At 37.1% G+C, this 15,476-nt stretch carries 16 protein-coding genes; 11 read left to right on the top strand and 5 right to left on the bottom strand.

Annotated features, from left to right (window positions below; genetic code table 11):
- The first annotated feature begins 374 nt into the window (after positions 1-374).
- The 4 genes from MKY46_RS18840 to MKY46_RS18825 all read left to right on the top strand — a co-directional run bounded on the left by MKY46_RS18840 (position 375) and on the right by MKY46_RS18825 (position 4,884).
- Positions 375-881, top strand: coding sequence for a helix-turn-helix domain-containing protein (locus MKY46_RS18840; RefSeq protein ID WP_180957783.1), 507 nt, complete (start codon positions 375-377; stop codon positions 879-881).
- The gene (locus MKY46_RS18835) at positions 866-1,720 is read left to right on the top strand and encodes an IS3 family transposase (RefSeq protein ID WP_145991300.1); all 855 of its coding nucleotides are present in this window, start codon (positions 866-868) and stop codon (positions 1,718-1,720) included. The genes MKY46_RS18840 and MKY46_RS18835 overlap by 16 nt, the downstream gene beginning before the upstream one ends.
- A gap of 580 nt (positions 1,721-2,300) precedes the next feature.
- On the top strand, positions 2,301-3,557 hold the full coding sequence (locus tag MKY46_RS18830; protein WP_036122910.1) for an MFS transporter: 1,257 nt from the start codon (positions 2,301-2,303) through the stop codon (positions 3,555-3,557).
- A 412-nt stretch (positions 3,558-3,969) separates the two neighbouring features.
- On the top strand, positions 3,970-4,884 hold the full coding sequence (locus MKY46_RS18825) for a hypothetical protein (protein ID WP_036122908.1): 915 nt from the start codon (positions 3,970-3,972) through the stop codon (positions 4,882-4,884).
- 228 nt (positions 4,885-5,112) lie between these two features.
- Here MKY46_RS18825 and MKY46_RS18820 read toward each other — a convergent pair whose 3' ends face one another.
- A complete protein-coding gene (locus tag MKY46_RS18820) occupies positions 5,113-5,553 on the bottom strand; it encodes a cell wall hydrolase (RefSeq protein ID WP_036122904.1) in 441 nt (146 codons plus the stop codon).
- A gap of 136 nt (positions 5,554-5,689) precedes the next feature.
- The gene (locus MKY46_RS18815) at positions 5,690-6,244 is read right to left on the bottom strand and encodes an ECF transporter S component (protein WP_036122901.1); all 555 of its coding nucleotides are present in this window, start codon (positions 6,242-6,244) and stop codon (positions 5,690-5,692) included.
- A 178-nt stretch (positions 6,245-6,422) separates the two neighbouring features.
- Here MKY46_RS18815 and MKY46_RS18810 point away from each other — a divergent pair, with 178 nt between their 5' ends.
- From MKY46_RS18810 to ald, 4 genes are all read left to right on the top strand, one after another.
- On the top strand, positions 6,423-7,271 hold the full coding sequence (locus tag MKY46_RS18810; protein ID WP_036122898.1) for a pyridoxamine kinase: 849 nt from the start codon (positions 6,423-6,425) through the stop codon (positions 7,269-7,271).
- 534 nt (positions 7,272-7,805) lie between these two features.
- A complete protein-coding gene (locus MKY46_RS18805; protein WP_036122895.1) occupies positions 7,806-8,414 on the top strand; it encodes a TetR/AcrR family transcriptional regulator in 609 nt (202 codons plus the stop codon).
- A 160-nt stretch (positions 8,415-8,574) separates the two neighbouring features.
- Complete coding sequence (gene kynU, locus MKY46_RS18800; RefSeq protein WP_170829884.1) at positions 8,575-9,861, top strand: kynureninase; 1,287 nt, start codon at positions 8,575-8,577, stop codon at positions 9,859-9,861.
- Between the two features lie 15 nt (positions 9,862-9,876).
- A complete protein-coding gene (gene ald / locus MKY46_RS18795) occupies positions 9,877-11,004 on the top strand; it encodes an alanine dehydrogenase (RefSeq protein WP_058844806.1) in 1,128 nt (375 codons plus the stop codon).
- 314 nt (positions 11,005-11,318) lie between these two features.
- Here ald and MKY46_RS18790 read toward each other — a convergent pair whose 3' ends face one another.
- Positions 11,319-12,755, bottom strand: coding sequence for an amino acid permease (locus tag MKY46_RS18790; RefSeq protein WP_036122875.1), 1,437 nt, complete (start codon positions 12,753-12,755; stop codon positions 11,319-11,321).
- A gap of 653 nt (positions 12,756-13,408) precedes the next feature.
- Between MKY46_RS18790 and MKY46_RS18785 the strand changes: the two genes are divergently transcribed.
- Positions 13,409-13,906: a GNAT family N-acetyltransferase gene (locus MKY46_RS18785; RefSeq protein WP_036122871.1), complete on the top strand. Its 498-nt coding sequence runs from the start codon at positions 13,409-13,411 to the stop codon at positions 13,904-13,906.
- A 47-nt stretch (positions 13,907-13,953) separates the two neighbouring features.
- Here the strand turns inward: MKY46_RS18785 and MKY46_RS18780 are convergent, their stop codons facing one another.
- Together MKY46_RS18780 and MKY46_RS18775 are read right to left on the bottom strand one after the other, a co-directional pair.
- On the bottom strand, positions 13,954-14,235 hold the full coding sequence (locus MKY46_RS18780; protein WP_230593837.1) for a hypothetical protein: 282 nt from the start codon (positions 14,233-14,235) through the stop codon (positions 13,954-13,956).
- 117 nt (positions 14,236-14,352) lie between these two features.
- On the bottom strand, positions 14,353-14,508 hold the full coding sequence (locus MKY46_RS18775) for a YvrJ family protein (protein WP_080717074.1): 156 nt from the start codon (positions 14,506-14,508) through the stop codon (positions 14,353-14,355).
- A 173-nt stretch (positions 14,509-14,681) separates the two neighbouring features.
- On the opposite strand from MKY46_RS18775, the gene MKY46_RS18770 reads away from it, so the two are divergent.
- Both MKY46_RS18770 and MKY46_RS18765 read left to right on the top strand, forming a co-directional pair.
- Complete coding sequence (locus MKY46_RS18770) at positions 14,682-15,233, top strand: sigma-70 family RNA polymerase sigma factor (protein WP_036122868.1); 552 nt, start codon at positions 14,682-14,684, stop codon at positions 15,231-15,233.
- Between the two features lie 3 nt (positions 15,234-15,236).
- The gene (locus MKY46_RS18765; RefSeq protein ID WP_036122865.1) at positions 15,237-15,428 is read left to right on the top strand and encodes a hypothetical protein; all 192 of its coding nucleotides are present in this window, start codon (positions 15,237-15,239) and stop codon (positions 15,426-15,428) included.
- The last annotated feature ends 48 nt before the right edge of the window (positions 15,429-15,476 follow it).

Raw genomic sequence — 15,476 nt, 5'->3', positions numbered from 1 at the left:
CTGTTTAAGTAATAAATACTTTACAGAAAATGTGACGGTGAGTTGTTAATGATTCCAGTAAAATATTTTTCAAGAGACTAGTTGGTTCATTAAAGTACATGTGAGTAAAGCACAACCTCCAGCCATATAATATAGCATGAATGCACCTAGTCTAGGCTAGGTGCATTTCATGTTGTTGAAAAAAGATGATGTCAACGGCAGAAAAAGCAAATTTGCAAGGTGAGAGGTTGATTTCCGTTCCGCCAGCGCCCTTTCCAGGGGGCGTCCGATGAGCCGCTTCACTCACTTACGCTCGCTCCAGGGTCTCATCTGTGACGCCAATGAGCTGCACCCAAAATATTGGACTTAAAAATCTACTATAGGGGGTGCAGGTAGTGATTTCTGATGAACAAAAATTAGCCGCAGTTCTAGCTTACTTTGAAGAAAAAGAAAGTACGTATCAGATTGCCAATCGATTACAGAGGGATCGACAGTACATTCGATTATGGATTGAATTATATCGCTATCATGGCATCGAAGGAATTATTCGTCCTCAAGGGTTCACGAATTACGAAGATTCTTTTAAAATAAAAGTAATTCAACACCTGATAGAGACGGGCGATTCGCTCCTTCAGACTGCTGCGAAGTTTAATATTCCTTCCCGTGAAACCGTTCGGAGATGGAAAAAACAATGGATGTCAACGGCTGGTGAGGTGCTCTATCAAGTAGAAAAGGAGCGCCAATCAATGCCAAAAAAACAACCACCTTCGTCCGATTTAAATGGAAAAACAACGGATGAGTTAAAAGCCGAAATTGAGTATTTACGGATGGAAAATGCCTATTTAAAAAAGTTGAAAGCCTTAGTTCAAGAAAAGGATGCCTTCAAATCCAAGAAAAAGTAAGAGCTGTCTATGAGCTAAGGTTGGATTTTCCTCTTCAAGCTCTATTAAAAGTCGCGAAACTTAAGAAAAGTACGTATTATTATCATCTCCAAAAATGGGTAAAACCAGATAAATATCAGGCGATCAAAGAACGAATTCAGACGCTTTTTCATTACCATAAGGGGCGTTATGGCTATCGTCGTATTTGTTTAGCCCTCCGAAATGAAGGGTTTTTCATCAACCATAAAACGGTCCAACGATTGATGCAAGAATTGGGCTTAAAAGGGACGGTACGCCCTAAAAAATACCGTTCGTATAAAGGGACAGTCGGCTATGTCGCAGAGAATGTCATCCAACGTGATTTTGAAGCCACTGCACCCAATCAGAAATGGGTAACCGATGTAACGGAGTTTAAAATAAACGGTCAAAAAATCTATATATCCGCTGTATTAGATTTATTCAATCGAGAAATCGTTGGGTATGAGGTATCAAAATCACCTAATTTTGAGTTAGTTCAACAGTCTTTTAAGAAGGCGTTTACGTATACAAAGTTATCGAAAAAGAGTGGCTTAATCGTCCATTCTGATCAAGGATGGTTATATCAAATACCACGTTTTAAAGCGTTATTGGCAACACATGAAATCAAGCAAAGTATGTCACGGAAAGGAAATTGTTTAGATAATGCCGTGATAGAAAGCTTTTTTGGCATTATGAAATCAGAATTTCTATACGCAACAACGTTTAAGAACTACGAAGCATTCAAAAAAGCGTTAGTAGACTATATTCACTACTACAATCATGAACGGATAAAAATAAAACTCAACGGAAAAAGTCCAGTTGAGTTTCGAAGAGTTTCTTAAAAGTTCAAATTTTTGGGGTCAGTTCACCAAATCCCCTAGGAGTGACGCTGGCTCCACTCCAATCAACCATTCTGCAAAGTGTCTTTACTTTTTTTCATAGTAGTAGAGCGATCAAATAGCCCACTATCTGTATTCTTAGAGGGGATAAACTCTTATTTTCAATATGGAGAAGTGATGCGTGACACACCTCTTCATAAAAAGTAGTGAACACCTTCCCTTTATTTGAAAACCTTTACTAAAAAGAAATATTTTTATGGATTGGAGTGGAGGGCTACTTGACTCCCGTGGGATAGCGAGACAGGCGAGCCCCTACACGGAGCGGTAGCGGAGGAAGCGGCTCGGCGCTCGCCCACAGGAAAGCAAGTAGCCTGCAACGGAAATCTATTTTCACCTTTCACAAAAAGTCTATTGATGGTTTTGTTTTTCAACACTATGGAATGCACCTAGTCTAGGCTAGGTGCATTTTCTTTCAATGTAATGTCAGCATGTATGTTCATTTCAAAACTACCTCAAATAGAAGGTCTTCTCCCCAACCTAAAATTCATATACATAAAATAAAAGCTAATGGGAGTAGTGATTATTGGACAAACAACATCATAAGTACAGATGGGTTGTGTTTGTTGCTGTATTGTTTACCTATTTGTTAATGGCAAGTCAGCGAACTGCTCCAGGGTTAATTACGGATCAATTGATGAAGGATTTTGGTGTGACAGCATCGACAATCGGGTTATTGACGAGTATACAATTTTTTGTGTATACGGGTTTGCAGATTCCGATGGGGATTTTAGCGGATCGGTTTGGGCCGAATTTTTTTCTTATCGTTGGTGCTGCCCTTACAGGATTAGGTACAATTCTTTATAGTTTAGGTACACATGAATTCGTACTGTTTTTCTCTAGAATGCTTACTGGGGTAGGAGATGCGACCATATGGGTGAATATGGTGCTCATTTTGGCGCAATGGTTTCAGAAAAAGGAGTTTGTCCGATTAATTGGTTTTACTGGGATGACTGGGAGTCTTGGTTTCTTATTGGCGACAGTCCCTTTTGCGACCTTGATCCTGTTATTTGGTTGGCGGATCACATTTTTTTCAACGGGGCTCTTATTATGCTTATGTGGAGTGCTTCTTTATTTTGTGCTTGTGAAAACTACAAAACGAATTTTTGCAGAAGAATTAGTAGTAGTAACTGAGGAAGTACAACGTGAAAAAACCTCTGTTTTATTACGCAGAATATGTTCGAGTCGACAAGCGTGGGCTTTATTTTTTTGTCATTTTGGCGTTGTGGGAGGCTATGTTGGCTTTATCAGCTCGTGGGCTGTTCCGTATGGGATCAATATGTATGAGATGACACGTGCTGAGGCAAGCCAGCTCATTATGATTGGATTGATTGGGGCACTGATGGGAGCTCCGTTAACGAGTTGGGTTGCAGGTTGGTTAGGAACGATTAAAAAGCCTTATATTGTTGTTCATATTGCAGTTTTAGTGAGTTGGTTTGCCTTTCTTTTATTGAAAGGGCATCCATCCATTTTCATGCTCATTGTCCTGTTCTTTATCATCGGCTTTGGATATGGTGCAAGTGCCTTGACTTTTGCAGCTGTTCGCCAAACTTTCCCTTTAGCTGAATCAGGTATCGTTTCGGGGTTTGCCAATACAGGGGGCTTTCTAAGTGCAGCATTATTACCCATTATGTTTGGCTATATTTTGGATTATTTTCAGTCTGCCTCAGGTAACATCAGTGATGGATATTACTATGGTTTCATCTCGCCAGTCGCATTCTCTGTTATGGGCTTAATTGGGGTGATGTTGTTTAAGGAAAGGCGTGTGGAAACAGGAGGTTGAGAACAGCCTTTTATCCTACTTATAAACAGAGCATGGATTTTGAAGGTGACTATTTAAATAAAACTGCGCCATAATGTAATGACGAAAGGGAATACCTGTATTAAAGGTAATTCCCTTTTATTGTACAAAACGAATCCATATTACTCCTTCAACGTAATCATTACAGTATAAATTTACTATCTTATTGATTAAAATTACATAGAAATATAAAATGTATATATTGAGCTTTTTGTAACATATTTCATAATTAGGTATTTAAAAAGATGTTTCCTCTGAGTAGGATTTATTTTTTATGAAAAGATTGATAAATAAGAATAGTACCAATGGATCGTTATTATTTTTTGCATTCAAGAACAAAAGATTTTCTATAGCAATATTACATAATGGGGAAAGCGTAAAGGGGTAATGAACAGTGTTAAAAGTTAAACATATTGCAATCGGTGTTGGTCTAATTTTAATGTTGTCTGCTTGTAATGATGAAAAAGTTATAAAAGAAAAAAATATGGAAAGCGGTATTGAGGCAGAGATTTTAACATTAGAAACACTTATAAAAGAAAGGAAATATGAGGATCTTTTAGTTGAAATGGAAACTTTAGATGTATCAGAATCAGAAATTGATAAAGTTAGAGCAGTTGGGACAAAATTTGTAGATCAATTAATACAGGAAAAAAATGTACAATTCTTGGGATCTAAATATAACAGAATGAGAATCGTTTTGAATCGTGAAGATTGGAATAAGGTTGTAAAAATTATAGAAGAAGAGAAAAAGTTAAAATTAGATGAGATGGAACAAGCAGTCAGAACAAAAGATTTCCTAAAAGTTCAAGAACTATATGAGAATACAAAAGTACTAGAAGACAATGAAGAATTTTTAGCAATGTATAATTATGCTTTATATTTACAAACCGATCAGAATTCCTATAAGGCTTCAGGAGCACTAGCACTTGCTGTAAATCCTAAATACTTTGGAAGAATGAGGGATGAAATTGTAGCAGGAATAACAAATACGTCTTATGTCAATCCATCATCGTTTGGGCCAATAACTCTAAATGATTGGGGATGGATAGAACATGAATATCGAAGTAATTTATATACAATGGAGAGAAGAGCTGAAGAAAAAAAAGTAATGAACGAAAAAATTGAAAATGCAAGGGGGATGAATCCTACACTTGGAATGACATATGACGAAGTATTAGCATCACTATGGGGCGCACCTTATGATATTAATAGAACAGTAACAGAATACGGGTCTTATGAACAATGGGTTTATGGAAACGGGCAATATCTTTATTTTGAAGATGGTATATTAACTAGTTTCCAAGATTAAATAAGGAGTTTAAATCAATTTCACTAATGCATTTTATTATTTACTGTTCGTAAATGTATAAAAATCGTTTGAACGTTGGTGCTCCATCTTCTGAATGATCCTAACTCAATTTCAAAAAGGGAACATCTAAGTTTTAGATTGTTCCCCTTTATTTCATTGGTCAATAATATGTTTTTCCTTATTTAATATAGGAATAACTAAAAATGCGTAGCGAACTCAAATATTACACTATCCCATATAAACACTCTCACAAGTATCTGGAGCTGGTTCATAGAAGCAATGATTTTTGAATTGACCAGTAAACGGCTGGCCGTACCATGTTGGGGGACATGGGGCATATGGATTGAAGTACCAGAGTGCATATTTTGCTGGATGATCTCGCCAGAAGTCTAAATTTTGTTTCGCTAATCTTTTTTCGGTTTCTCTCGCTCTTTGGTAAAACATATTGCCTTTTTGAACGGCTTCAAAAGAATAATTTCCACCTTGTACCTGGTAAATAACTTGTTCAATGGTTCTAACATCGTTGAAGTCTAAACAAGATGCTACTGCACGATTGACAATGACGTTGCCAACGTATAGCATACCCTGTTGTCCTTCACCCTCAGCCTCAGCTCTCATCATCCTTGCCATTAAAGCAACGTCTGCATCGCGGTATTTTACTCTTGGCATTTTTACACCTCCACCCTATAGTATGAAAAAGATCAAGGCTAGTTTCGCTTTATCTAGAAATTCGTTGTTTTTCATACTACTCAATAAAAAAACGCCATCATTGCAGTGTACAAAACAGCAAGATGGCGTCTTTAGATTAAAAATTCTTTTTAAAATAAGGTGTTTTTTTCAGTACAACACATACTGGAATGGCGATCATTAAGCCTACAAAGTTTTGAATGACGTCTCCTGGAATGGATGCCATCGGTGCAATCCAGCTATTGAACATAATGGCTTGCCCCACATAGTAAACGGCAATCATCACAGGCATGGATACGACGGCCCCTAAAATATTCAGCCCAAGATTATCACCTGTATGTCCTTTTGACCAGGCGATTTTACCAACGATGAAGCCTTGTAATGCACGTGAAATAATAGTAGTCGGTGCCCAGATTAACCAGCCGCCTACGATATCGAATAAACCCATTCCGATGGCTCCAGCAAGTGCCCCTTTTTTAGGTCCGAATAAAATGGCTGAAATGAAAAGCATGGATGTCCCTAAATGAATAAGTCCACCTTGCCCGATCGGTAGCTTAAGATTGATGAACATGGTAGCTACGAAAACAAGTGCTGCTAAAATAGCTGTAATGACTAAATCAAATGTTTTCGTGCGTGATTTTGTAAAGGATGATGGCCTTTGTATATTTTGCATTTATCTCTTCCTCACTATGATGAATATTTTGATGATTTTTACTTTAGCAAAGGACTGACTGTTGTGAAAGTGTCAATTTTATAAAAAAATTAGAGGTCAGATTGAGGTTATTTTCGCATCTTTCTAATTGTGATACGATGAGGTAAGTATAAGCAGGATGAGTTAGGTGGAATGAATGATGAAAAAAGTTGCTGTAATTCAAGATATGTCATCCTTTGGGAAGTGCTCGTTAACGGCTGCGATACCTGTACTGTCTGTAATGGGCGTACAAGCAGTACCGCTTCCAACAGCTATTTTAACGGCGCAAACAGGGTATTCGAGTTTTTATTGTGAGGATTTAACGTCAAAGATGGACTATTTTGTAGATGAGTGGAGCAAGCTTGGAACTACCTTTGATGGCATTCACACAGGATTTGTCACAGGGAAGGAGCAAATCGATAATATCTTTCGTTTTTTGGACGTGTTTCACGCCAATGAAACGACATTGCTTGTTGACCCAGTGATGGGCGATCATGGCGAGGTTTATAAAATGTTTACGGGTGAGTTACTTGATCGAATGAAAGAGTTAGTGAAGTGTGCTGACATTATTACACCAAATGTTACGGAATGCTGCTTGCTTACAGGTTTGTCGTATGAGAAGCTACAGCGCTATCAAAACGATATCGAGTATATTCAGACTCTTGAAGAGGCAGGACAACAGCTACAACAGGCGACTGGAGCGAACGTCATTATTACTGGATTGAATCCACCAACAGCAGCTGCGGGCAAGCGTTATGTTGGCAATATGTTTGTCGATGCGGAGCGGTCTTTCCATAGTATTCGCAACTATAACGGTGAGAGCTATTCAGGTACAGGTGATCTATTTGCATCCGTTGTGATGGGCGGCATGATGCGTGGGCAAGATTTAGTGGAGTCTATGAAGCTGGCAGAGACATTTTTAGCCGCCGCGATCGAAGCTACATCGAAGGAGCAAGTTCCACGCGAGGCAGGCGTACATTTTGAACAGTTTTTACGCATGCTACTTTAGATTATTATTGATTTCCTCTATTGGATATTTGAAAAAGGGTCATTTGATTTTCTTGAAGGATTGATAAATTTATGAGTGGCGAGGGGGCTAATATGAGCTTACACGCCGCTTTTATTTTAGGGCACTATTTGTGACTAAATAATGTGCGTAGAATTTAAAGTTAAATATTAAAAAATACAATTGAGGTTATAAGTTTGATATGGGAAGCCTTTTTAATTTCTATTAGCTAAGTTTATTACTTAACCGTGTGCAAGCAGCGTATCTTTCTCTTTTCACTTTGTATTAAAATATTTTGAACAAGCGATTGTGAGCTTACTCGTTTTGGGAAGTTAAGTGTTGTTAGGGTGCAGAAAAAACGTAGTGTGCTGTAATAAAAGGTTTCTTCTTATTTCGTCATAATAAAAATGTTATAATGAAAAGGAAAGCCAGTTTTGATTGAAGTACAATCAAAATTGGCTTTGGTTCTGTTCAACCTCATGTAATACCTTGTTATTTTTTATCACTGTATAATGAGAAAGTGGAAGTTGGTGTAATATGAAGAATCGTAGTCAAATTAAACAAGACCGTGCTCATGAAACGCGTAGGACATTAATTGAGGCTGGGAAAAAAGTATTTTTCGAACTGGGCTTTCAGAAATCAACGATGAAGCAAATTATTAAGGAAGCTGGTGTTGGGCATGGCACAGCTTATGTTTATTTTTCCAATAAAGATGCACTTTTAATAGAAATAATCGATTCGCTTCTTGAAAAAATGTACAATATTGCGAAGTTAAGCTTTGTTCCGAAATCAAAGGAAGAAGCAAGAGAGCAAATTACATTCCAGGTAAAGGCATTCAATAAGCAAGGTATAGAAAACGAGAAGCTCATGAAGCTGGTTCTTGAGGCAATAGGGAGCTCAGAGGAAATTCGTCAAAAATGGTCTCTTGTTCAGCAACACTTTATTGATCATATTGAGAAAGATATTTTATATGTGCAAAATAATAATATTGCATACGCCCATCTAAATGCCAAAGATGTTGCAAATATGTGGTATCACATTAATGAGAGTTTCCTTTGGCGTTGCTTGCAAGACCCAAATGTCTCAATCGAGCAAAATGTAGAATTAATGGTACATTTTTATATGAAAGGCCTCTATACTGATTAACCTCCCCCTGTTGGAGGTTTTTTCTGTTTTATGTATTAAAAATCAATTTTAAAACATAAAAATTCTTTTTTTAAAAATATTGACACTGTGTCACTTTTTGATAAGATGAATATAAGGTGGTTAAAAGATGACCATGCTACCATTATTTTAGAAAGGTGAGGTGTTTAATATGGAGTTTAATCCTACAAGAGAATACGCAGCTTTTTTAGACAAAAATGATGATTTACAAGGATTTAGAGAACAATTTTATCTTCAGCCAGAGACCATTTATTTTGATGGGAATTCATTAGGGCTTTTATCAAAGAAAGCTGAGGCAAGTCTGTTGACGCTTTTAGATTCTTGGAAACAGTACGGCATTGATGGGTGGACGCAAGGGGAATATCCTTGGTTTTATTTATCTGAGCAAGTGGGTGCTCAGCTGGCCAAGATTGTAGGCGCGAAACCAGAGGAGGTCATTGCAACAGGTTCTACTACTGTGAATATGCATCAAATGATTGCAACATTTTATAAGCCAACAGGTAATAAAACAAAAATTGTTATTGATGAATTAAATTTCCCAACTGACTTATATGCAGTACAAAGTCAATTAGGTTTGCATTATGAAAATATTGAGGAGCATATTCAATATGTTCGTAGTAAGGACGGGCACTTTTATGCGCATGATGATATTGTATCTGCGATGACAGATGATGTGGCATTGATTATCCTTCCTGGTGTGTTATATCGAAGTGGCCAGATTCTTGATATGGAAGCGCTAACAAAGGAAGCGCATCAGCGTGGTATTCTAATTGGCTTTGATCTTTGTCATTCAGTGGGTTCTATAGAGCACTCACTACATGACTGGGATGTGGACTTTGCCTTCTGGTGTAATTATAAACATTTAAACGGAGGTCCTGGTGCTGTCGCTGGATTATTCGTCAATGAGAAGCATTTTAATACAAAGCCAGGCTTGGCAGGTTGGTTTAGCTCGGCTAAAGAAAAGCAATTTGATATGGAAACAAGCCTTATACAGGCACCAGATGCAGGTGCTTATCAAATGGGCTCACCACATTTATTAAACCTTGCGCCACTGCTAGGTGCGTTGGAACTCTTTAATGAAGCAGGCATTCAACGTATTCGTAAGAAATCAATTCAGCTAACAGAGTATTTCATTGCACTATACTATCAATATTTGGGCGAATATGGTTTCGAAGTTAATTGCCCAGTAATCAATGAGCAACGAGGTGGACATATCTTTTTAACACATACAGAAGCGGCTCGTATTTGTAAGGCATTAAAAGCGAAGGGAGTTATTCCTGATTTTAGAGCACCAAATGGTATTCGTATCGCACCTGTGGCACTTTATAACACCTTTGAAGAGGTGTATGAAGTCGTTCAAATACTAAAAACAATTATGGATGAAAAATTGTATGAGCAATTCAAAAATGAACGGGAAATCGTTGCATAATAAAGGAGTAATGGAATGATTATTGGTGTACCTAAAGAAATAAAAGTAATGGAAAACCGTGTTGCTTTAACGCCTGCAAGTGCAAGTGTTTTAATAGCTGCAGGTCATATAGTACTTGTTGAATCGAACGCAGGTCTTGGCTCGAATTTTACAGATGAGCACTATATGGAAGCTGGTGCAACCATCGTTCCAAAGGCGAAGGACGTATGGGCTGCCGAAATGGTCCTAAAGGTAAAAGAGCCAATCGCTTCAGAATATGATTATTTTTACAAAGGACAAATCTTATTTACCTACTTACATTTAGCAGCAGATGAAGCATTAACGAAGGCACTTTTAGAAAAAGAAGTAGTAGCCATTGCTTATGAAACGGTCCAATTAGCCGATGGAAGCCTGCCACTTCTTGCTCCGATGTCAGAAGTGGCTGGTCGAATGGCTGCGCAAATCGGTGCACATTATTTAGAAAAAACAAATGGTGGTAAAGGTATTTTACTAAGCGGTGTGCCAGGTGTGGCAAAAGGGAATGTAACCATTATAGGTGGTGGCGTTGTCGGCTATAATGCAGCAAAAACTGCTGTAGGCTTAGGTGCAAATGTGACGATTTTAGATGTCAATCCCGCTCGACTTCGCCAGCTTGAAGAGATATTTGGGGATCGTATTCAAACGTTGCTATCCAATAGCTTCAACATTGCAGAACAATTGAAAACAGCAGATTTGGTTATTGGTGCAGTACTTATTCCTGGTGCCAAGGCGCCCCGACTTGTGACAGAGAAGATGGTGAAAGCCATGCAGCCAGCCTCTGTTATCGTAGATGTGGCCATTGATCAAGGCGGAATTGTGGAAACAGCAGACCGTGTAACAACACATGATAATCCAACATACGAAAAACACGGTGTTGTGCATTATGCAGTTGGTAATATGCCAGGTGCAGTGCCGAAAACATCGTCAATGGCTTTAACGAATGTGACATTACCATATGCTATACAAATTGCAGCAAAGGGCTATAAGGAAGCACTATTACAAAACGAATCATTGCGAAAAGGTTTGAATGTTTATCAAGGTATAATTACAATGCGTAAGGTTGCTGAAGCTTTACAGCTACCATGTGAAAGCGCAGAGGATCTATTAAAAGGTCAAATTGTGTAATTGTACTCGAAGAACTGAGATTATATGAATGTAAAAAGAAATTGAAAAGGTCTGAGTTCAGTATAGTATAGGAACTCAGGCCTTTTATATAGTAGCATCTTTATCTGGCTGTTAGCTATGTGTACGATCAATAGATTTTTTGAACTGAATGGCTTTGCTTTCTAATAGTATTAAGATCAAGTTTACATCTGGTTTTCTAGGAGCTATTTTTCCATTTTATTCATCTGAAAAATACCTCCAAGACGGATAGAGAATTTCCTATCCTTTATCAGTCTTGGAGGTATCTTATTAGTTTTAGCGCTTTAACAACTATGCTATATGGTTTCTACTTGCTCTTCCTCAAGATCATTTGTGATGACACGATTTTTTGCTATGTTTATTCGTTTCCAAATATAATAGCAGATGGAAATGAAGATAAGCCAAGGGAAGCCGACAAGTAATGTTGCTTTAAAATCAGGAGAGAACCATGTTGATAATACGACAGAAGCTAATAGAACGGCTCCTAAAATGGTTAAATAAGGATAACCAATCATACGTACAGGTAGTTTTTCTCCATCTATTGGTTTGTATTTTTTACGGAAAAATAGATGCGTAATGAAAATCATAAACCACGCAAACATAGCGCCAAAGCTTGAAATTGAAATCATAAGCGATAAAGCTGATTCTGGCTTGAAAATCGAAAATGCTGTAGCAATGATAATACCGATAACAGATGCGAGCAATGCCCTCGTCGGAACTTGTCTTTTGTTAAGCTTACCCAATTGCTTCGGAGCAAAGCCACCCCGTGAAAGTGAGAACATCATACGAGTAGAAATATAAAGCTGGCTATTCATAGCCGAAAGCGCTGCGATTAGAACAACAAAGTTCATCATGGATGCGCCACCAGGAATATTTAATATTTCCATTACTTTAACGAATGGGCTCTTGTCTGCACCTGCCATTCCCCAAGGGACAATCATCAGCATTAGTACAAGTGTTACAATATAAAATAAAATTAAACGAATCACAGCTGATTTTAATGCAATTGGGACAGCTTTCCTTGGGTTCTCTGCTTCCCCAGCACTTACAGCAATCATTTCAATACTTAGATAACTAAATAATGAAATAAATATACCCATCCACATTCCCCAAAAACCATGTGGGAAAAAGCCGCCATCATTGAAGTAGTTTTGGATGCCAATATTGGAGGAGCTATCTGCCCCGAAAATAACAATACTAGCTAAAATAATAAAGCCGACAATCGCAGTGATTTTAATAACGGAGAACCAATATTCTACAGCGCCAAATAATTTCACTGTGGTAGCGTTTACATAAAGCAGTATAGCAGCAAATAATATAATCCATACAGCATTGGGTACACTTGGGAACCAATACCGCATATAAAGGGCAACAGCGGTCACCTCTGTACCAATTGAACAGATTAATGAGAACCAATAGGAATACCGAATAGCAAATCCTGCCCAGGAATTTACGTATTTTTCAGCATAAGCACCAAATGATCCAGTTGTAGGGTGCGCAACCGTCATTTCTGCGAGACAACCCATTAGTAATAGTGCAATGAGAGCTCCTATAGCGTAACTCACAATAACACTTGGACCAGCTAGACCGATGGCTAAGCTACTGCCGAGAAATAACCCTGTCCCAATGGCACCTCCAATGGCAATCATCGTAATTTGATTTGTCTTTAATCCCTTGTTTAAACCTTGCTCACGTTCCATAATGTCTTCCATACTGTGGTTATGTTTAACCATTCTTTCATCCCCTTTGTGTAAATTTCATCTTTCATAGATCAACTTCTTTCTATCATTTCTAAAAAATCTGGTGAATCTATGCATATACTAAATTAAAAATGACACAGTGTCAATATAATATGTCGTAATTTTCTGAATATATATCTTTTTTTCTCTTTAATGTATGTAATTTGGTTTGTTTATTTTATCAACAACGGATTATAATCACTAAAAGTAAGGTGTTTCATATATAATTATCCTTTATGCTTAATAAAATCATTTCCGTAAATAATTGATACTATATCACTTATTTAGTAGAGGTTATGCTTGATAAGAAAACAAATCTCCTGAAAAATCCCTAGTGTTATACGAAAATGATGTCTTCTATAAATAACCAGCAACTGTATAGCTTGAAAATATGCATTGGGTTTGCCTAGCAAAATCTTTTAAGAACTCTTGCAAAACGATTGTTTCGTTAAGGTTGCTCTATGTCTTGATTACTTAGTACAAAGTGTATTTTTCTTGTACTGCTAATAGTGTTCACCGACAGTATAAGAGTGTGTTTCGCGATACTGCTAGACATCTATTTTAACCTCCTTCATTTTCTTGAAAAAATACATCAAATGCTATTCGCTAGGGTCGATAAAAATGAAAAGTGTTATAGGAGGGGAAGAATGGAAATTAGGCTTTTAACAGCAGCAGATGCTGAGGTATATCGTCATTTGAGATTAGAGGGACTACAAATGAATCCGGAGGCATTTGGTTCTAGCTTTGAAGAGGAAAAGGATATGGGGCTTGCCTTATTTGCAAGTAGACTCGAGGGTCAGGAATCGTTTACATTCGGGGCATTTGAACAGAATGATTTGCTGGGCGTTGCGACATTGGTACAGGAAAATAAAATGAAGCTAAAGCATAAAGCGAACATTTTTGCCGTTTATGTTTCTCCAAAAAAGCGAGGGCTTGGCTTAGGTAAACATTTAATGTTAGCCGTCATTAATCAAGCAAAGGTATTAGCGGTCGTTGAGCAGATCAATTTAACGGTTGTGTCTTCCAATGATTCAGCAAAAGGGCTATATAAATCGCTAGGCTTTCAGGTGTTTGGAACAGAAAAGCGTGCGTTAAAAATAGGACAGCAATATGTTGATGAAGATTATATGGTGCTGTACATCTAGTAAAAAAAGAAATGCCTTTGAAGTCAGCCTTCAAAGGCTATAAATTTTTATGGTGAACTCCAATGGAACAATGAAAATAATGCAATGACTAAAGTAATACCAGCCATAACAAGTATAAGTAAAGTGCTAACAATGGACACTTTCTTTTTAAGTAGCCATATACTCAACACAATAATAATAATTGATAAGGGGAGTGTCAGCCAAAATCCTAGATTGCCTAAGTATTCAATTTGAATGGCGAATGAATCGTAAAAGTAATTATAGGAAATGCCAAGCATGATAAAAAGGGTCATGACAATATTCGGTGACAGCATGTTATTGTGATTCATAAAATCCCCTCCCATCTAAAAAGTATTTGTTCTTACATATATTGTATGAATTTGCACGGTTAAGTCACACGGCAGCATTCCTTTTAAAGAGTGCTGCCGTAAATTTTTTTAGGCTGATTATTGCTCCATTTTATCTAATAATCTCAAGATGACCGCTTCTAAAACCTCTATTTTCTTTTCGAATCGCACAAAGAGATAGATGGTAATGGCAATAGGGAAACCAGAGTTTCCAATTAAGCTAACCCATATTTGAATCGTTTCAGGTGTAATCATGACATCTTCCTCCTTCAATATTGTTGTGCCTTACAATGACTAAAGTGAATTGCTGCACCATAAAATCAATATAAATTAATCTTAAATAGAACATTTGTTCTGTTTTTGGTTTATAATAGAGAGAGGATATTCACTTTATTTAGCAAGAAGACGGATAGATAGGAGTGATAATAATGTGTAATGAGTATCAAAAAATAGAGGCGTTTTTTCGCAGGAATATAGAGCAGATTAAAAATCCAATTATTAGAAGTTTTTTAGCTGATGCTAAAAATCTTTATTTGGTTCAAAATGCCATTTTATATCCAACCGATTGTAATAGGAAAATGGTTGATGAAATTTTTCAAACTCACTATATAAGGGTTCGAAAAATAACATATGTCAGCAGTTTAATTTATTTCTTCAGCTTGGATTTTGATAAAAAAAGGAGAAGATTGCAAAACCGCTTCTTATTAATCGTAGATAATGACCTATTTGAGACTGAGTGTACTAGAGGAGACGTAAGAATTGAGGGAGGATTATTGGACATGGTTGAAAACGAACAGCTCTTTAAAGCTTTAAAAACATTAACGGGCAAGCAACTTCAAATTTTAGAGCTGATTTATGTCAAAGATTGTACGATTAAAGTAATAGCAGAAACATTACACACATCACCTCAAAATATATCCAATCTACATCGAAAGGCATTAAAGAAACTTCAGCAGATGCTTAAAAAAGGGGAGAGATAATCAATGGAAAACAACTACAATGAGGAGACGCTAATAATCATTGAGAACTTCATGCCAAAAATTAAGCAGTGTCTTCATCAAACAAGTTATCAGGAAAGAGAGGATCTGGAACAGGAGATCAAATTAAAAATTATTGAAAAAATGGCGACAAAAGAATTTAAGGACACACCTGGATTTTGGGATTTCTTTACATGAAACAAAAGAAAAGAGCAATTTTCCTTTTTAATGGGATAATTGCTCTTT

Origin of the sequence: Lysinibacillus sp. FSL M8-0355 (assembly GCF_038008985.1) — a bacterium.
In the GTDB taxonomy this organism is placed as follows: Bacteria; Bacillota; Bacilli; order Bacillales_A; family Planococcaceae; genus Lysinibacillus; species Lysinibacillus fusiformis_D.
This window is presented reverse-complemented; position numbering and strand designations above follow the sequence as displayed.